General features: G+C 71.2%; 16 protein-coding genes and 1 tRNA gene. 8 read left to right on the forward strand and 9 right to left on the reverse strand.

The window, feature by feature from the left end; translation table 11 throughout:
- The first annotated feature begins 290 nt into the window (after positions 1–290).
- Positions 291–364: transfer RNA gene (locus tag Vse01_RS25920), tRNA-Gly, on the forward strand.
- A 53-nt stretch (positions 365–417) separates the two neighbouring features.
- Here the strand turns inward: Vse01_RS25920 and Vse01_RS25925 are convergent.
- From Vse01_RS25925 to Vse01_RS25945, 5 genes are all read right to left on the reverse strand, one after another.
- Positions 418–900 (reverse strand): tyrosine-type recombinase/integrase, encoded by a 483-nt coding sequence (locus tag Vse01_RS25925; protein ID WP_093411307.1) that lies wholly within the window; start codon positions 898–900, stop codon positions 418–420.
- Positions 901–933: 33 nt separating this feature from the next.
- The gene (locus tag Vse01_RS25930) at positions 934–1,137 is read right to left on the reverse strand and encodes a hypothetical protein (RefSeq protein WP_139233258.1); all 204 of its coding nucleotides are present in this window, start codon (positions 1,135–1,137) and stop codon (positions 934–936) included.
- Between the two features lie 233 nt (positions 1,138–1,370).
- The gene (locus tag Vse01_RS25935) at positions 1,371–1,775 is read right to left on the reverse strand and encodes a type II toxin-antitoxin system VapC family toxin (RefSeq protein ID WP_093411303.1); all 405 of its coding nucleotides are present in this window, start codon (positions 1,773–1,775) and stop codon (positions 1,371–1,373) included.
- Positions 1,772–1,969: a hypothetical protein gene (locus Vse01_RS25940; RefSeq protein WP_093411300.1), complete on the reverse strand. Its 198-nt coding sequence runs from the start codon at positions 1,967–1,969 to the stop codon at positions 1,772–1,774. The genes Vse01_RS25935 and Vse01_RS25940 overlap by 4 nt, the downstream gene beginning before the upstream one ends.
- A gap of 568 nt (positions 1,970–2,537) precedes the next feature.
- Positions 2,538–2,687 (reverse strand): hypothetical protein, encoded by a 150-nt coding sequence (locus tag Vse01_RS25945; protein WP_170863644.1) that lies wholly within the window; start codon positions 2,685–2,687, stop codon positions 2,538–2,540.
- 254 nt (positions 2,688–2,941) lie between these two features.
- On the opposite strand from Vse01_RS25945, the gene Vse01_RS25950 reads away from it, so the two are divergent.
- Entirely contained in the window at positions 2,942–3,514 is a 573-nt protein-coding gene (locus Vse01_RS25950) for a hypothetical protein (protein WP_232511486.1), read from the forward strand.
- 73 nt (positions 3,515–3,587) lie between these two features.
- Here the strand turns inward: Vse01_RS25950 and Vse01_RS25955 are convergent, their stop codons facing one another.
- Positions 3,588–4,601 carry a fatty acid desaturase family protein gene (locus tag Vse01_RS25955; protein ID WP_093411298.1) on the reverse strand — a complete coding sequence of 338 codons (1,014 nt, stop codon included), beginning with the start codon at positions 4,599–4,601 and terminating at the stop codon, positions 3,588–3,590.
- A 109-nt stretch (positions 4,602–4,710) separates the two neighbouring features.
- Here Vse01_RS25955 and Vse01_RS25960 point away from each other — a divergent pair, with 109 nt between their 5' ends.
- Together Vse01_RS25960 and Vse01_RS25965 are read left to right on the forward strand one after the other, a co-directional pair.
- On the forward strand, positions 4,711–6,018 hold the full coding sequence (locus Vse01_RS25960; protein ID WP_232511485.1) for a sensor histidine kinase: 1,308 nt from the start codon (positions 4,711–4,713) through the stop codon (positions 6,016–6,018).
- Positions 5,970–6,605 carry a LuxR C-terminal-related transcriptional regulator gene (locus tag Vse01_RS25965; RefSeq protein WP_093411297.1) on the forward strand — a complete coding sequence of 212 codons (636 nt, stop codon included), beginning with the start codon at positions 5,970–5,972 and terminating at the stop codon, positions 6,603–6,605. The genes Vse01_RS25960 and Vse01_RS25965 overlap by 49 nt, the downstream gene beginning before the upstream one ends.
- 26 nt (positions 6,606–6,631) lie before the next feature.
- On the opposite strand, the gene Vse01_RS25970 is transcribed toward Vse01_RS25965, so the two are convergent.
- On the reverse strand, positions 6,632–13,813 hold the full coding sequence (locus Vse01_RS25970) for an NACHT domain-containing protein (RefSeq protein WP_139233257.1): 7,182 nt from the start codon (positions 13,811–13,813) through the stop codon (positions 6,632–6,634).
- A 127-nt stretch (positions 13,814–13,940) separates the two neighbouring features.
- On the opposite strand from Vse01_RS25970, the gene Vse01_RS25975 reads away from it, so the two are divergent.
- Positions 13,941–14,333 (forward strand): hypothetical protein, encoded by a 393-nt coding sequence (locus tag Vse01_RS25975; RefSeq protein WP_093411294.1) that lies wholly within the window; start codon positions 13,941–13,943, stop codon positions 14,331–14,333.
- Entirely contained in the window at positions 14,330–14,641 is a 312-nt protein-coding gene (locus Vse01_RS25980) for a DUF2610 domain-containing protein (protein ID WP_093411292.1), read from the forward strand. The genes Vse01_RS25975 and Vse01_RS25980 overlap by 4 nt, the downstream gene beginning before the upstream one ends.
- Positions 14,642–14,797: 156 nt before the next feature.
- On the opposite strand, the gene Vse01_RS25985 is transcribed toward Vse01_RS25980, so the two are convergent.
- A complete protein-coding gene (locus Vse01_RS25985) occupies positions 14,798–15,337 on the reverse strand; it encodes a hypothetical protein (protein ID WP_093411290.1) in 540 nt (179 codons plus the stop codon).
- Between the two features lie 112 nt (positions 15,338–15,449).
- Between Vse01_RS25985 and Vse01_RS25990 the strand changes: the two genes are divergently transcribed.
- Together Vse01_RS25990 and Vse01_RS25995 are read left to right on the forward strand one after the other, a co-directional pair.
- Positions 15,450–16,682, forward strand: coding sequence for a GNAT family N-acetyltransferase (locus tag Vse01_RS25990; RefSeq protein ID WP_093411288.1), 1,233 nt, complete (start codon positions 15,450–15,452; stop codon positions 16,680–16,682).
- Positions 16,683–16,734: 52 nt separating this feature from the next.
- The gene (locus Vse01_RS25995) at positions 16,735–17,064 is read left to right on the forward strand and encodes a hypothetical protein (protein ID WP_093411286.1); all 330 of its coding nucleotides are present in this window, start codon (positions 16,735–16,737) and stop codon (positions 17,062–17,064) included.
- Between the two features lie 69 nt (positions 17,065–17,133).
- On the opposite strand, the gene Vse01_RS26000 is transcribed toward Vse01_RS25995, so the two are convergent.
- On the reverse strand, positions 17,134–17,601 hold the full coding sequence (locus Vse01_RS26000) for a ribose-5-phosphate isomerase (protein WP_093411285.1): 468 nt from the start codon (positions 17,599–17,601) through the stop codon (positions 17,134–17,136).
- Positions 17,602–17,632: the final 31 nt, after the last annotated feature.

Raw genomic sequence — 17,632 nt, forward strand, 5'->3', positions numbered from 1 at the left:
GGTCGGCGCGGGTCGGCGCGGGTCGGCGCGGGTCGGCGCGGGTCGGCGCGGGTCGGCGCGGGTCGGCGGGTCGGCGGGTCGGCGGGTCGGCGGGTCGGCGGGTCGGCGGGTCGGCGGGTCGGCGGGTCGGCGGGCGCAGTTTGCGGCATGTTGCGGTTTCTCGGCCTCGTGAGACCGCAACATGCCGCATGTTGCGAGGATCGACGCGCAGGCGCGGCACGGGGATACGGCCGCGCGGCTGCCGCGGGTATTGGGTAGGCTGTCGGGCGCACCCGGTCCTCCGGGTGTACGCGGGCGTAGCTCAATGGCAGAGCTTCAGTCTTCCAAACTGACGGTGCGGGTTCGATTCCCGTCGCCCGCTCCACGAACTCCGGCCCAGGTGAACGGCATGATCGCCGAACCTGGGCCGTTCTCGTCTCAGCTCTCTTTGATCTTGCGTGCCATTGGCGTGCCAGTAGCGCCGGCCGTGCCGTCGGAGGCGGTCTTACGTGCCGGCCGCGTGGCTTTCTTGCCCTTGGTCGGCTTCTGCTTGGCCTTGGCCGTCGCGCGCTTCGTCTGCTTGGTGATGCGGCGGTCCATGGCGTCGGCGATCTCCCGGTCCCGCTCGCTGTTGGCGTGCTGATAGATCAGCGCCGCCCGTATACTGGCGTGACCCATCCGGTGCATCAGGTCACGGGTACTGGCCCCGGTCGCCGCCGCCAGGTTGTTGCCGGTGTGCCGCAGATCGTGGAAGTGGAACCCGTCTGGCATGCCAGCCGCCCGCAGCGCCGCCGCCCAGCCGAGCGCGCGCCGGAAGTTGCCGGAACGCAACACCGCCCCCTTGTCCCCGGTGAAAACAAGGGGCCGCGCAAGCGCGGCCCGCCCGCCGCACTCGGCCTGCTGGCGGCCTCCGGCAGGCATCGGCCGGCGCGGCGGGCGAGAGGTCCGCGATGGTCAGGCATCTTCGGTGTCGTCGTCACCGTCTTCGTCGCGTAGCAGGCGATCGAGGTCTTCCGGTCTCATCCGCTTGATCTCGGCTTCGAGCTTGCGGCTGTAGTGGCGGTCGTTGGGGTCGCTGCCGTTGCCGGCCGCCGCACGTCCGTACGCCTTCATGAACGACCCGATTTCACGTCGAATCCGATCCTGGCGACGCCGCATAGCCCCAGGGTAGGAGGCTGCCATCGTCTTCTCACAGCGATTTACGCGTCGACGAGGTGGCTCAGGCCGAGGCTGGTGCCGTGGCGATTCGCGACGACGGTTGGCCACCGTCGAGGTCGGGGCGATCGGCTGCCGCGCCGCTGCGCGGCTTGCCACCGGGCGTGTGGGTTCGGCTGGCCGCTGACCGGCAGGACTAATCGCCGCCGTCCGGTCGCGGCGGGCGGGAGGTGAAGCTACGAGACGTCGAACAGGCGTAGGCCGTCGTACTCGGCGAAATCGGCGTAGTCCTTGCCGTTGAAGGTCGCCAGCGGAAGCCGGTCAACCAGGCAGCAGGCCGCGATCCAGGAGTCGTTCGTCGGCCGGGGACGTCCCCGATGCTGCGCCCGCGCCTGGAGCTGGCCCCAGGTGGTCGCCACCGCCTCGTCGAAGGGCAGCAGCACGACCCCGGATCGCCACTGCGCGAGGTCAGCCAGCTTGCGCGGCCCCCAGCTCCGCAGCACGGTCCACTTGGTCAACTCGCCGAGCGTGACGAACGTGATGCACAGGGTCTTACCGGCCAGCCGGGCACGAAGCCGGTCAGGCAGGCGGCCCCGCAGGATCGCCGACGCGACGTCGGTGTCCAGGACGACCAGGCTCACGCGGCACTGGCCCGCCGAGAGGCGTACAGGTCGGCGAGGAAGTCGTCCAGCTCTTCGTCGGACTCGAACAGATCCGGGCGGGCCAGGTCGTCAACGGAGGCGACCGGCCGCACACCCTGCCGGCGGGCCAACTCCTCGGCCGGCACGTGCTCAGCGGTCGGCCACTCGGGCATCCGCTCGGCGTTGCTCGACATCACGACCCACCTCCTCCATCACACACCGCCGCCCATTGTCGCACGGTCACCACCGACACCAGCGTCACTCGGCCGCGCGGAGAGCCGGCGGCACGGAAAGCCGCCCCCGGCCCGACAGGCCGGGGGCGGTAAGCCGCACACCGCCGGACAGCCGCGCGCCTCTGCGCAGCCGTGCCAGCCACGTGCCAGTAGCCGGTGTCCCAGACGGTCAGCAGGGGTCATGATCGGGCCCGACCACACCCCGACTGACCAGGCGATCCGGGCAGATCATGACAGCCGGAAACGATCTTCCAAACTGACGGTGCGGGTTCGATTCCCGTCGCCCGCTCCAGCAACTTCCAGCCAAGACGCGGCCAGGTGCCGTTCCCGATCATGGCAGTAGCCGTGGCTCGGGCCCGGGTTGCGGTTCTGCCGCAGCAGCTCTCCCCTGCGGAGCGGTCTATTCGCTCGTAGCAGCGCGGCTGCCGGCACCGCCTGTGATTCGGTGGTGTCCGGGCGTCTAGGCACGGCGCGAGCGCGCGGTGCGGTCCGTGTCACTCGGCCTGCTGGCGAAGCGAGACTCTACGGCTCACCCACGTTGCTCTGCGGCTCGGCGACGATCCGCGTCCTCGATGGCGTGGCGCACGGCTGTCCGGATCACGACGTACAGGACGACCTGACCAGCGAGCCATAAGACCGAGGCAAAGAACATCTGCGAGATGGACGCGTCGAACAGCATGGGCGGCACGATAGTTCGGGGAAGCTGTGGCCGCCGTCCCCATGCTGAGTCGATCGGAGCCCACTGCACCGCTTGGCATCGTGGCTGCCGACGAGAGGGCCAGGGGACGATTGCGGACTCGGGCACACCGACGAGGCGGGATCATCGACTGCCGCGTCGCTGACTACCCCGGGTTGTTCGGGTCTGGCAGGCGGCTGACCGTCGCACCGAGGAGTGGTGGCCGCGGTGCGTGTGGTGCTGCCACGATTGCCACCGTGACTGGCGACACCGTGACCGGTGATTCCCGCGCCTGGCGTAGCGCGCTGCTGGCTCGTGTGATCGCGGAGATCGAGTCGGAGATTCGTCAGGCGTGGGAGCGGTTTGCCGTCGGCCTCGATGTCGAGCCTGATTCTTCCGAGGCGGTCGAGTTGGCCTGGCTGGTGGCCGATGATCCGGCGGCGTACGACTGGCGGACCGTCGACGGGGCGATCGATCGGTTGAGCTGTCCGGCGTGCGGGTCACGGCTGACCCAGGGGCCGGCCGCGTGCGAGACGTGCGAGTTCCATCATCGGATGCGGTTCGGTGCCCGTGAGGTCGACCGTCGGCATGTTCCGCCGGGCAATGAGCATGCCGTGCGGGTGGCGAGTGCGGTGGCGCGTACCCGTCATCGGTATTCGGCCAATGCTCGGGTGGGCTACGAACTGGCGCTGCCGGACCTTGTTGCCGGTGACCTGCCCAGCACCAGGCAGGCTCAGGCCGGCAAGGCTCTGATCAACAAGCTGACCGATGATGAGTGTGACCGCGTCGTGAGCTTCGCCGAGGTCGAGGAGTTGGCGCGCGGTCGCTGATTCCCACCGTCCACGACTTGGAGCGGCCATGTCTAGTGAACCTTGGCACCCGGCACGTACGGCGTCGACTGGCTCAGCGGGCCGCGTGTTCGGCGCGGGCGGGGGCGCCGACCTCGTGCAGGTGTCTTAGGGCCTGGCGGTAGGAGTCGATGAGGCCGGTCTGTTCGTACGCCACGCCGATCTCGGCGCAGTACGCCTGCACGATCGGTTGCGCCTTGCGCAGGTTCGGCGTCGGCATGCCGGGGAACAGGTGGTGTTCGATCTGATAGTTCAGGCCGCCGAGCGCCACGTCGGTGAGCCAGTTGCCACGGACGTTGCGGGAGGTCAACACCTGCTTGCGCAGGAAGTCCTCGTCGCCGGTCGGATGTGGCATGCCCTTGTGGTTCGGTGCGAACGTCATGCCGAGGTAGACGCCGAACAGGGCCTGGTGCAGCAGCAGGAAGGCGACCGCCTGGAGTGGCGTGAGGACCACGAGGAGCGCCGTGAGGTAGCCGACGGCGTGCAGCACCAGCAGGGCGCTCTCCGCACCGCGACGCCGCACCGTGCCGTCGCGCAGGGCCTTGACGCTTGACACCTTGAGGCTGACGGAGAGCAGCGTCAGGAGCGGAAAGAAGAGTACGGCCTGGTGCCGGGTGATGAAGCCCTTCAGCCCGCGCCGGCCGGCGGCTGCCTCGGCCGCCCAGATGAGCACCTCGGGTGCCACGTCCGGATCGAGGTCGTCGTGGTTGGGGTTGTTGTGGTGGCGGGTGTGCTTGTCCATCCACCAGCCGTAGCTCATCCCGACGCCGAGGTTCCCGGCGAGCAGTCCGGCGAGTTCACTGGGTCGTCTGGTACGGAACACCTGACGGTGCGCCAGGTCGTGCGCCACCAGTGCCACCTGGGCGAACGTGACGGCGAGAAAGACGGCCGTGATCATCTGCCACCAGGAGGAACCGATGACGAAGAAGGCCGTCCAACCGCCGACGTACATGAGCGCGACGGCGCTGAGGCGGACGAGGTAGTACGCGGGCCGCCGCCGCATCAGGCCCGCTCCGGTGATCCGGCGGGCGAGTACGGCGAAATCGCTGCCGGTCGTCGTGGTCGTCATGGAACCAGCAAACCGCGTCACGATCTGCGCGTCAGGAGTTCTACCTCCTCTGCGGAGGGGGTGCTGGCACCACCGACAATCGGCAGCCGCCGTGGGCAGAATGTGACCTGTGGACGTGGCCGGAGCTGGTGAACGGATTGCCCCGTGGGTCCGCCGGGGCGTGCGTTCGGTGCTGGCCGGGGTGGCCGCGATCGGCCTGGCGCTCACGAACTTCCCGCTGGTCGTCCTGTCGATCGTCGCGTTGGCGCTGGTGCCGGTGCCCTTCCTCGGCATGGCGCTGGTGCCCTGGACGACGAAGCTGGTCAGGAAACGCACCGATCTTGAGCGGCGGGTCGCCGCCCGGTCCGGTGTCCTGGTGGCCCGTCCGTACCATCCGCCTCCGGAGCGGGCCGTACCCGGCGGGTGGCGCCGCTTCCGGTGGGTCGTCACCGACCCGGCAACCTGGCGGGATCTCGCCTGGCTGGTGCCGGGTGCCCTGGTCGGGGTCGTCCTCGGCGTGGTCGCGCTGGCCATACCGCTGTACGGGCTGGTGGGGTTGACGCTGACGCCGGTGTGGATCTGGCTCGGCACCGACTGGTACGGCTACGGCACGGTCTGGTCCGTCGACTCGGTGGGTGAGGCCCTGCTCTGCGTTCCGCAGGGTGCTGCCATCCTGGCCCTCGGCCTGTGGGCGGCACCGTGGCTGCGTCGCGTGGACGCCTTGTTCGACCGGCTGCTCCTCGCGCCGACCAGGGCCGCCGAGCTCCGGCTGCGCGTCACCCAGCTGACCGTGACCCGGGCCGGCACGGTGGACGCTCAGGCCGCCGAGTTGCGCCGCATCGAACGCGACCTGCACGACGGCATCCAGGCGCGGCTCGTCTCGCTGGGCATGATGATCGGGCTCGCCGACGAACTGATCGACCGCAATCCGGCCGCGGCTCACGAGATGCTCGCTGAGGCACGTGAGTCGAGCGGTACGGCGCTTGTCGAACTGCGGCATCTGGTCCGCGGCATCCATCCGCCCGTACTGGCGGAACGTGGTCTGGAGGGCGCGGTGCGGGCACTGGCGCTCAGCCTGCCCGTGCCGATCGCGGTCGACGCCGATCTTCCCGGCCGGCTCGACACGCCGGTCGAGTCGGCGGCGTACTTCGCCGTGGCCGAGACCCTGACCAACGTGGTCCGGCACAGTCGCGCGCACCACGCGTGGGTGTCGCTGCGCCACGTCGAGGGACTGTTGACGATGGTGGTGACCGACGACGGTGCCGGCGGTGCCGACTCCGCCGCCGGCACCGGTCTGCGTGGTATCGAGCGTCGCCTCGCCGCCTTCGATGGCACGATGGCGCTGTCGAGCCCGCCCGGTGGGCCCACCGTCGTCACCATGGAGCTGCCGTGCGCGTTGTCATCGCCGAGGACCACGCACTCCTTCGTGACGGACTGACCCGCATCTTGCAGGCCTTCGAATTCGACGTGGTCGCGTCCGTCGACAACGGCCCGGCTCTGCTACCCGCCCTGGTCACCCACCAGCCCGAGGTGGCGGTGGTCGACGTCCGGCTCCCACCGACGTTCACCGACGAGGGCCTGCAGGCCGCGATCGCGGCCCGGAACCGGATCCCCGGACTGCCGATCCTGGTGCTCTCCCAGCACGTCGAGCCGTTGTACGCCCGGGAACTGCTCAGCACTCCGCAGGGTGGCGTCGGTTACCTGCTCAAGGACCGGGTCGCCAACGTCGGCGAGTTCATCGACGCGGTGCGCCGCGTCGCTGCGGGCGGCAGTGCCATGGATCCCGAGGTCATCACACAGCTCCTCGCCCGCCGGGAGCCGCTGGCAGCCCTCACCGTCCGGGAACGGGAGGTGCTCGGCGAGATGGCCGAGGGCCGTTCCAACGCCGCGATCGCCGGCAAGCTCCGGATCACCGAGAAGGCGGTGAGCAAACACATAAACAACATCCTCACCAAGCTGGACATGCCGCCCTCCGACGACCACAACCGCCGGGTGCTGGCCGTGCTGGCGTACCTGAACGCCTGACCTGGACGTCCCGGTACGGACCTGCGCTACCCGGCCCCGGGTACGTCAGTGGGTGACACCTCGTCGGACGGTTCGCTGTTCACGGGCGCCGCCGCAGGCGGTGCGTTGAACTGGATCAGGTAGTCGGGTACGCCGACGAGTTCGGTGACCTCAGGGCTGGGTTTGCCCCGACCGCTGAAGATCACCGTTCCGAAGTCGGCCGGAGTGAACGGGGCGCCGGAGGCGAGCGCCGAGCGAATGTCCTCGATCTGCTGCTTCGGCACCCGTAGGTAGCTGTAGATCTCCTCACCGACCATGTTCGCGCCGAGGACCAGCAGCAGCGGGTGCGTCGACGACTCGTCCCGCGCGACCTTCGGCGCGGCTTCCGGCTCGGCCGGTCGGCTCGGCACCCATTCTCGGGCCACTGCGGGCGACACCTGCCCGCCGGTGGCCGGCAGCAGGGCACGCAGCGGTACGGCAGCCCCGGCGGCGGCTGCGGTGACCGCGCCGAGTTGCTGGGTCAGGACGCCCGGCAGTTCGATGTTCTCCGTCTGCTGGAGATATTCGATCTGGTAGCGGATCGGCTCGTTGGTCGGCACGTCGCCGGTGAGCCGCAAGGTAACCGGCTCGCCACCGACGCCCGAGGCGGCAAGCACCACACCGGCATGGGCGGCCTGCGAATCGCGCGACCGCCGATCCGATTCGAGCCAGCCGACGGCCTGCCGACAGGCGTCCGCCAGGGTGCCCAGGCTGCTGATCCGACCGTCCCGTTCGAGCAGGACGTGTCGGGTGGCGTCCGGGCGACGAACCGCTCCGGCCACCGCAGCCAGCGCGGTCCGTTGCTCCTCGGGCCCGAGTACCCCCTGCTTCGCGAGCGCGGCGAGCATCTGCACGGCGAAGTAGGCCCGGGCGACGAACGGGTCGGCGGTGGCCCGGACTAGTTCTGCCAGGCCCGCAGCCGTGACCCGGTCGAGCCACCGGAAGGAGCTCAGGACCCGTTCTCCGACCGCGTCGGTGTCCCACGCCATGTCCAGCAGAGTTCGCAGCGACGGCGCGTCACCGTCGCTCAGGATGACCAGCAACGCACCGGCGACACTGCGGATCGCCCACGCCGGCTCTCGTCCGAGCAGCGTCAGCAGCAGGGCGGGCAGGTCGTGTGGTTGATCGGCCACTGCCTCCCGCAGGGCGGCCGGTTGCCTCGTCGCCACCGCCCACAGCACGGACAGATAGTCGGTCTCGGCATCCCACCGCACCCGGTCAGCTGCCTCGTCGCGGTCCACGATCTCCTCGACAACCTCGTCCAGCAGTAGCGCGAGCAGCGGGTTCGGCGCAGCGCTGTGCCCGGCCGGGGCGCCGTGCAGGACGAAACGTGCGGCCCGCCGTAGGCCGGCCAGCCACTCGTCGCCGGCCAGGAACGGGTCCACCGCCCCGACGAGGCCACGCAGCACGAGGTCGGGTGCGATGGAGGCGTCGTCCTCGATCGTCGCTCCCGCACGGGTCAACGCGGTCAACGCGGCGACGGCGATCGGCTCGTACGGATCGCGAGCCAGCAGCCACAACTCGGCAATCGCCTCCGTGGTGTCCAGATCCGGCGCCTCCCATCGCACCCGGTTCAGCAGGAACCCGACGCCGTCGCAGGCAGCCACGGCGAGCCCGTCCCCGGAAAGCGCCTCGCCGAGCAGCGATTCGATGGAGAGGCCGGTCACGGGCAGGATCTGTCCGAGCAGGCGCAATGCGTGCGCCGCAGGTCCGTCGCCGCTTTCGTTTACACATCGTCGGGCTGCGCCGGCCGCCCGACGCAGCCGGGTGGTCTCCATGCCGAAGCGGCTCGGCGACCAGGCCACCCTCCGCAGCGCCCAGAGCACCTTCGCCTGCTCCTCGTCGCAGAGGCGGGGCAGTTCCGCGAGCAACATGTCGAGAACCGGCAGGCGCAGGTGATGGAGCCCGGCGAGCAGTCGCTGCCGGGTACCCGGCTCCGGGGAGAGCGTCTCCAGCGCCGTTCGCAGGACACCGGGTGCGTCGTGCACGACGTCGGCCAGCGCCCACGACAGGTCGCCGTGGAGGTGCGGATGACGCTCGTGGGCGTCACCGACCAGCCGTACGAGTTCGACAATCGTTGCCGCGCCGAGTGCGCTGGCCCGCAGTTTCGGTGGACCCTGCCCGCCTCGGGACACCGTGGCGATGGCGGTCCGCGTCCGCAGCCGGATCCGGTCGTCACCGCTGCGGAGCAGTTCCGGAAGGCGAGCCACGGCGGCTGGATCCAGTTCCCCGGACTCGATCGCCAGCAGCGTCGCGACGGCCGAAAACTCCGCCCGGGGATGCGCACGCCACCGGGGCAGGCTCGGCACCCGTGCGGTCGCCCGGCTGGATGCCAGCAGGTCGACGGCGTCGTCGACCTGCTCTGCGGCGAGCAGCGCGTCAAGGCCAGCCACGGCCTGGTTCTCCAGCCGAAGCGGGGTCACACCGGCTGCCGCCCGCGCGCGCAGAGCAGCGAGTGCGGCGGGGCGTCGCTCGCCGTCGGACAGGGCGGACCAGGCGGCGCGTTCCGATGTGAACCGACCGGCAGCATCCCGGAGCAGGTCGAGGCCGCGACGGCAGAGCACGGCCGTGGTGAGCGCGGCCCAGGCTTGCGTCGTGTCCGCGTCCCGGCCGACCCTGTCATGGCTGAGCAGCGCACCTGCCGCGTCGCCCCGGGCGATGCTGCGCTGGCGGCGTGTGGTCAGCACCGTCTCGCACCGTCCGTGCCGGGCCCGTGTCTCGTCGCTTGCCGGCGGTGGCAGGACCGACAGCACGCGGGCGACCTCGTCGGGCGGTGCGCCCCGCAGCGCGACGAGCGCTTCGCACAGCAGGGCCTCCTCGGTGTCCGGGTCAGCCCACCGGGCCACCCGGGCGAACGCACTGGCACGTGCCGCAGGGTCGTCGATCTGCCGGGTCGCCGACACCGCCCGCTCCAGCAGGTCGGGGCCCGGTGCGATCAGGCGCTCCTGCACGGCGAGTTCGATCGCCCGCAGGCGCTGGTGTCCGTCGGTGAGGCCGCTGAGCGCCCGGTCGAGAGCGGGCAGCGTCCAGCGGTCACCGAGCAGCGCCGCGAGCCGGATCCGCCCACGGAGATCAGCGTACGTCGGCCGGGGCTGCCCACCCGACCGGTCGAGGGCGGCCAGCGCCATCGGATCGCCTGGCAGCCCGCTCCCGACGAGCGGTGGATCGCCCGCCGCCTGCTCGACGTCACCAGCCTCATCGTGCTGGTCGGAGTCCTCGGCAGGAGCATCGCCGGACGGCCGGGCACCGCCAGCCGTGCCGAGTCGTTCGAGGGTACGCCGGGCGCTGGTCGGATCGGTGATCAGCACCTCCAAGGCGAGGCAGGCCGCCTCGGTACGGAATCCCGCAGCGATGATCTGCTCGGCCAGCCGATCCAGGAACCAGCACCGCAGGAACCCCCACCGGGCATGCAGACCCGCGAGCACGGTGAGTGCCTCCGCCAGGTCGTCGGTGGGCGGCGAGAGCGGGTCGAGTAGCCAGTCGTCGGTGCCGGCGGCGGCGACGGACTCGGTCCGCGCTACCCCGGCGAGCGCTGTGGCCAGGCCGCCCGCGACGTTGACCATGTCCCGGCCGCTGACGTCGAGCATGACGGCGACGTCGTACTCCTTGTCCTCGTTCGCCCCGCAGACCGCGAGCGCCAGATCCTCGGACAACGGCCGGTCGGTCGACGAGTCGCCGCCCCGTCGGGGATGCCCGACGACCCAGAGTGCGCGTACGACATCGGCGAAAACGTCCCGGGACTGGTCGGCGGAGGCGTCCCCGGCGAGCCCGGCTCCGGCCGCCAGCGGGCTGAGGCCGGCGAGCGCGTCGCCGAGCAGCATGTCGGTGCGGCCCAGCCGCCACCGGGCCCGCTGCCGGACCGCTTCCACGGCCGCGCTGTCGTCGTCCGGCTCGGCCGCCGGCCCGACGAACGGCGCTGTCGCGGACGGCTGCTGCTCACCGGTGTCCAGCACCAGCCAGGCCGCCAGGGCGTCGCCGCGTGTGTCGGTATCGAGGCGCCGGTCGGCGAGCACGTCGGTGAGCAGGCCCGGCAGGTCGCTACCGGGCACGGCGGTACGCAACCAGGTCAGCAGTCGATCAGTCAGTGGGCTGTCGACCGCGATCTGTTCCGGGCGAAGCGCCACCGGGTGCGGACCACGCGCTGCGATCGCCGGTTGGATGAGGGTGTCGAGCAGGACCGCGGCCCGGTAGCGTTCCGCCGGCCCGCTGGTCGGCGCGGCGAACACCGACATGGCCTCGTCCCGCCGCCGCAGCCAGTGGATCATGTCGAGGAAGGGGATGCCACCGTAGAGGCAGAGGATCACCCGGAGCCACCCGAGGTCGCCGCGGACCCGGTCACGCAGCGCCGCTTCGGTCGTCAGGGCGATGCGCATCTGGTTGCGTACGCCAATCGTGGTGGTGCCGCGGATGCCGGCACGACGTCGGCCGCTGCCCGCGCCGACGGTCGGCGGTACGGCACTCGCCATCGCCGCCAGCAGCGCCTGCTGCTCGGCGTCCAGCCTGGACCTGACCTCCTCGGGGTCACCGCCACCGGTCGCGGCCATCCGTCGGTGCAGCACGGAGAGCAGCGCGCGGGTGGCCTGCCAGCCGTGGTCCGCGCCGTCCCGGTGCTGGGCCTCCAGCAGCGCCTGCACGACCGATCGGTCGTCGAGGCGTAGTGCGTCGATCAGCCGGGCAGCGGCGACCATGCTCGCCGGGAACGGATCGCGCAGGTGCTCGCAGAGCGCTTCGCAGATCAGTCGAGGTGCGGTGTCGCCCTGCACGCTGACGCCCCAGCGCAGCAGCGGCTCCAGCATCCGGGCGCCGTCCGGGTACAGCGTGACGACGGCGCCGGTCAGCTCGGCCTCGGTCTCCACCGCCACCCGGACCAGGGCACGCAGGTGTTGCCGGCGCAGCCCGGCGATGTCGGCCAGGCTGTGGCTGAGCATCTCGGCGGCCAGTCGTCTGGTGGGCCCGGTGAGCAACTCGTCGAGTACCGACGAGAAGACGTTCTCCGAGACCCGACTGAGCTGACCGAGGGCGAGCCGGACCGCCTCCAGCCAACGTGGGTCGCCGAGCCGGTCGCTGATCCCGGTGACGATCGCGTCCACGGTGCCGGCGTCGATGAGCCACCGGCCCGCGAAGTACTCCTGCACCGTCAGGTGCCGGAACCCGTACAAACCCTGCCCACGATCGGTGAGCAGGTCGATGCTGGCGATCACCAGTTCCGCCTGCTCGGCGACGACTGGCGGCACCGGCTCGCCGAGCAGGTCCAGCGCCCGGTGACACAGGGTGGTGAGCGTGGTGCGTTCGACGAGCCCGCTTCGTGACACGTCGTGTATCTGGTACGCGACCGCGGCCTGAAGCCGGATCAGGGTGTCGACCGACGCGTCGGGGAAACGCAGCCCCCCTCGTCGCACCGCGTGCTCGACCATCGCGGTGTAGAGGTCCGCCCGGAGCCACCGGTCACCGCGGCTACCGGGACGACCGGAGAGTCCGGAGAGGACCACCGAGATCAGCGACACCAGCAGGTACGGGTTGGCGGCGAGCTGCCACACGGCGGAGCCACCACCGGTGATCACCTGATCGATCTCGGTACGACGTTGTGCCTGGTTTGCCTCGGGGACGTGAACGGTGGCGAAGTAACCGCCGAGCCAGTAATCGATTACCGCTGCGACCCCGTCGCCGTCGAGTGGCCCGATCAGCAACTGCTCGAACCGGTCGCTGAGCGCCGCCCCGTAGTAGCCCGCGATCCGGCTGGTGATGATCGTCTGGTTTCCGCGGGCCCGCGCGGGATGGTCCAGCCGGACACCGCCGGAGGCGGCGAAGACATCCAGTGCGGCGGCGACGGAGCGGCGATCGGTCAGCGAGGGCACCTCGTCGAGACCGTCGACAATCAGCACCAGCCGCCGGCTACGCAGCGCCACCCGGGCGAGCCTGGCCAGTTCGTCGGGCGGCAACGGGTCGCCGCTGGCCGGGTCGGTGGGGGCTGCACCGGCCCACCCGAGCTGGATGGCGAGGGCGGCCAGCCCTTCCGCCGACTCCTCGGTGCCGGCCAGCCCGACAGCGAGATCGGCGGCCCGACAGAGCACCGGCAGCCGCCGCACCTCATCATGCTCCCCGTCGTCGGCGAGTTGCCGCGCGGCGGTGTCGTGTGCGAGCCGGCGCACCATGCTGCTCTTTCCGCTGCCGGGCTCGCCGAGCACGATCGCCCGCCAGACGGTGCCGGCCAGTCGGCCGGGGGACAGGTTCGGCAACCCGGAAAGGTCGAGCCGGTCGATCGATCGTGCCGGAGACAGGTACGTCGGCAGCGGCCGATCGGCGAGCACCGCAAACTCGGCCTCGCTGGCCGGCACTGTGCCGCCCCCGGCCGCCTGACGGGCCCGGCTACGCAGATGATCGAGTTCGGTGGTCCGCGCTCGGCCGGTCGAACCGTCGCGAACCAGCGGCCCCGGTGGCGGGCACTCGGCCAGCGGCATCGTCACCGACACCCCGGCGATCACGCTGTCGATACCGCTGTGCGTCCGGTACACCCAGCGCAGGTACGCCTCGCGTACCGGGGCGAGCGCGTCCTCGTCGGCCGCCCGGTCCCGGGTCGCGACCGGTTCGGCGCGCGGCGTCAAGCGGATGACCCGGACCAGCCGGTCGTTCGCGGCGGCCCGGGCCACCGCAGCCACGTCGCCGCCCGGTACCGCGACCATGGGCAGGCCGGCGAGCCGTCGATCGATCGCCTCGGGCCGGCTGTCCGGCTGGCCGACCAGCACCACACCACTGCGGTCCGGATGGTTGTCGAGCCAATAGGCCACCTGGTCACGGACCCGCCGATCACGCACCACCGAGCTGTCCCGACCCACCACGATGAGCAGTGACGCCTTGTCCATGACGGCGTACACCATTTCCCAGTCGTCGGGTTGGTGCAGCTGGCCACCGGAGTAGAAGAGCTGCATGGGCAGCGGATCGAGGGCCGCCAGCAGCGACTGTTCCACCCAGTCCCGGTCGCTCTCCGGGTAGCTGACGAAGGCGGTGGTCGATGGTTGTGGATGTGCGGCCGACAACGCCACCGTGAGGCGTTCGATGACGCCGCTGTTGGCGATGTTCGTACCGCCCGTGTTGGCCTGCCCGGCGGCGCCGGTCGCACCGCCGGGCAGGTCACGGAGCAACCCGGCAAGCGCATCAGCGGGTGACTGTGGCGGTCGACTGACGGATGGCACGTCATCCTGCGGCGGTGTCACCGAACCAGAAAACCCGGCGCAGGTAAGACGCACAACCATACGTGGCGCGGCCATTACTGACCGAACGGCCCACGGGGCACGGGAAGTGAAGGGCCACGATGGAGACATGTGGGGTAACTGGCGGGCCGTCAGCTGGGTCGTGGTCTACGCGCTGGCCGGCGCCATGTTGCTGGTCATCGGCGTGATCTTCCTGGCCAGCGAGGGTCTCGAACGCGCGAGCTGGTGGGCCGGGCTGGGCGCTTTCCTGGTCACCGTGGTCAGCGCCGTGGTCGCCGCCAGCCGTACCCGACGGCAGACCCGGGCAGATGCTGCGTCTCTGTCCACCGAGCGGGGTACACCGCCCGCGGCCGAGGTGAACGACGGCGACGATCATCCGCGCCACGAGCCGGCGCCGCGCACCGGCGCGGTCGAACAACACAATCTCGGCGGCATCAACATCGCCAATACCGGCAGCATCGGTGCGGTGGACATCCGTGCCGATGGAGGGACGGTCCGGTGAGGTACTTCATGATCCCGTGCCGGTTCGGCACGGCGCGCGTGCCGTTTCCCCTGTACGTCGGTGAACCGGCGGTCGGCACCCACCCGCTGGAACAGCAGTCCGCCTGGTTGCACCGGGTGCGCGGCGGCTCGGTCCCGGTGGAGGTGATGGACTCGTTCGAGAAGCTGTTCGCGATCGCGCTCGAGAACAACGTCTCCTTCGAGGAACTGTGCGCGTACGCGATGGAGCAGGCGGCGAGCAACGAGGCGACGCCGGACGGAGACGACGGCCACCCGGCCGCGGCAGACAACCGGCCCGAGGATTCCTAGGGCGTGTCGCCCGCACCGCCTGGCGGGCGGGGATGAATCGCGTCGGGCGGGGTAAGCAGGCGGCCGTCCTGGTGGAGTGACGACCTCGGTCGCGGTGCGACGCGACCACGAACCGGGCGGGTCGGCCGCCGAGCCGGCCCGCCCGGTGACGGCCACTCAGGTCGTCAGCCAGGTCCAGGCGTCCATGATCCACTGCGTCTGTTGCAGGAACGCGACACCGAGGCCGGTCAGGAACACCGCCGTCACCAGGTGCGCTCCCCGGGCGGTGCGCCGGACCCGGCCCAACTGCCGTTCCAGCACCACTCGGCCGAGCAGCCGGGCCAGAGTGAACAACCCGGCCGCGACCAGCAGGCTCAGCACGAAGATCACCACCGGTCCGACGAGGTCGCCGCCGCCGGAGATCGCCCAGATCCCCCAGCAGACGAAGGCGAACAGCGCTCCCGCGAAGCTCCACTCGCCGCCGCGCTTCAGCCGGGCCACGTGCCAACTCAACGGCTGACGCGGCACCGGTTCGCCGGGCCAGCCGGTGCCGGTCTGCTCGTGCTCCACCGTCGGGAACGGCTCGGTACGCGGCGCCCGGGCACCGACCTGGGCCACACCCCGACGGTACGGGTCGCGCTGCGGCGGCACCCCGCCATCGGGCTGCGGCGGCACCTCGACGGTCCGCTCCGCCCACGGCTGCGTCTGCTCGGCCATGTCGTTCCCTCCCCCTTTCACCGGCGGCGCCCCCGGACGCTGCTGGAGACTTCGAGGGTAGCCAGCCCGCAAATCGGTCGCCCCACCCACACCGATCGGCTAGACACGAGCGGTGACCACCTCCGCCCTGGCGATCGAGACCGCCACCGCCGACGACTTCGACGAGATGAACGGGTTCCTCGGTTCCCTGTTCCATCAGACGCTCGATACCGAAGCCCAGGAAGTCGAACGTCCGATCTTCGAACCGGAACGCGCCCTGCAGATCCGCGACGGGTCCGACCTGGTCGCCACCGCCATCGCGTTCACCCGGACGCTCGGCGTGCCCGGTGGTGACCTGGCCGCCGCACACGTCAGCATGGTCGGGGTCGCGCCCACCCACCGTCGGCGGGGCCTGCTCACCGCGATGATGCACCACCAACTGCGTCAGATCTACGACAGTCGCCGGGAGCCGGTCGCGGTGCTCTGGGCCAGCGAGGGCCGGATCTATCCGCGCTTCGGCTACGGCCTGGCCTCCCAGCGGTACCACGTCTCCGGCGAGACCACCGAACTGCGGCTACCGGCACCGACGCCGGGCGAGGGCCGGCTGCGCCTGGACCGCCCGACCGACCGACAGGCCGACCTGGCCCGGGTGTACGAGCGCGTACGCGCCGATCGCCCCGGCTGGTCGGCGCGCGACGACAGGTGGTGGCGGTACGTGCTCGTCGACCCGCAGGCGCACCGTGGTGGCGCCACCGAGCGGCGGGTGGTGCTGCACGAGGGACCGGACGGTGTCGACGGCTACGGGCTGTTCCGCACCAAGGCCGAGTGGGACGACGGCGGCCCGAACAGTCTCACCACGGTCGACGAGGTGGTGGCGAGCACCCCGGCGGGGTATCTGGCGATCTGGCGGATGCTGCTCTCACTCGACCTGACCCGACGGCTGGCGTGGATGCGGGCGGCGGTGGACGAGCCGCTGCTGCGGCTGCTCGACGAACCGCGCCGGCTCAACTGCCGGCTGGTCGACGCGCTGTGGGTACGGGTGGTGGACGTGCCGGCCGCGCTCGCCGCCCGGCGCTACGCCACCGACATCGACGTGGTCATCGAGGTGACCGACCACCTGCTGCCGGAGAACACCGGCCGGTGGCGGCTGCGGGGCGGTCCGACCGAGGCCACCTGCACACCGGCGAGCGGGCCGGCCGACCTGGCCTGCGACGTACGCTGCCTCGGCGAGCTGTTCCTCGGCGGCGTGACCCCGGCCGCACTGGCGGAGACCGGCCGGCTGCGCGAGCTACGCCCCGGCGCGCTCACCGCCACCGGCCCCGCCTTCACCTGGCACCGAGCCCCCTCCGCCATGGAGATCTTCTGACGGCCTGATCAGCGAGGCGGTCGGGTGACGGCGGTGGGGGTACGGTCGGGGGGTGGCGGATGGCGGGGAACGGCGACGACGACGGCATCGGCACCACGGCGCCCCGGGAGGCGGGATCGACGGTGGTGCGGCGGCGGCCACCACGGCCGGGGTGCACGACGGCGGTGAGGCCCCGCGCGGGCGACGCAACGGTGCCCCCGAAGAAGGCGAACGGGGGCTACGCGGGCTGGTCGGGTCCGGGTCGTCGCAGGTCAGTGTGACCGCCGCGATGCGGGCGCGGGACGCCGCCCGACCCACCGACGAGGATCTCGCCGCGGCGGCGGAGCGGGTCGTCATCGTCCGCCGTAACTGGACCCCTCGCGACGAACTGCCCCGCCGCTGACCCGTCCTGATCCGGGGTCGAGTGGTCTGCCCCACCCCGGATCAGGCGTGATCGTCCCAGAGTCGCGGATCAGGGCAGGTCGGGCAGCTGCCGGGTGCGCTCGTACTCGGCGACCTGGGCGATCCGACGAGCGTGCCGGTCACTGCCCGAGAACGAGGTGGTCAGGAACGCCTCGACGATGGCGGTGGCCTCGTCGAGAGTGTGCTGACGGGCGCCGACGGCGACCACGTTTGCATCGTTGTGCTGTCGGCCCAGTTGGGCGGTCTCGACGTTCCACGCCAGCGCCGCCCGCACCCCCGCCACCTTGTTCGAGGCGATCTGCTCGCCGTTGCCGGAGCCACCGATGACCACACCCAGGCTGCCCGGGTCGGCCACCACGCGGGTGCCGGCGTGCAGGCAGAAGGCCGGGTAGTCGTCCTCCGGGTCGTAGGCGTGCGGACCGATGTCGACCACCTCGTACCCCTGCTTGGCGAGGTGGTTGGCCAGGTGCACCTTCAACTCGAAACCGGCGTGATCGGATCCCAGGTAGACGCGCATAACGCGCAGTCTGTCAGGCCCGTCCCACCGG

This window comes from Micromonospora sediminimaris (assembly GCF_016863575.1).
In the GTDB taxonomy this organism is placed as follows: domain Bacteria; phylum Actinomycetota; class Actinomycetes; order Mycobacteriales; family Micromonosporaceae; genus Micromonospora; species Micromonospora sediminimaris.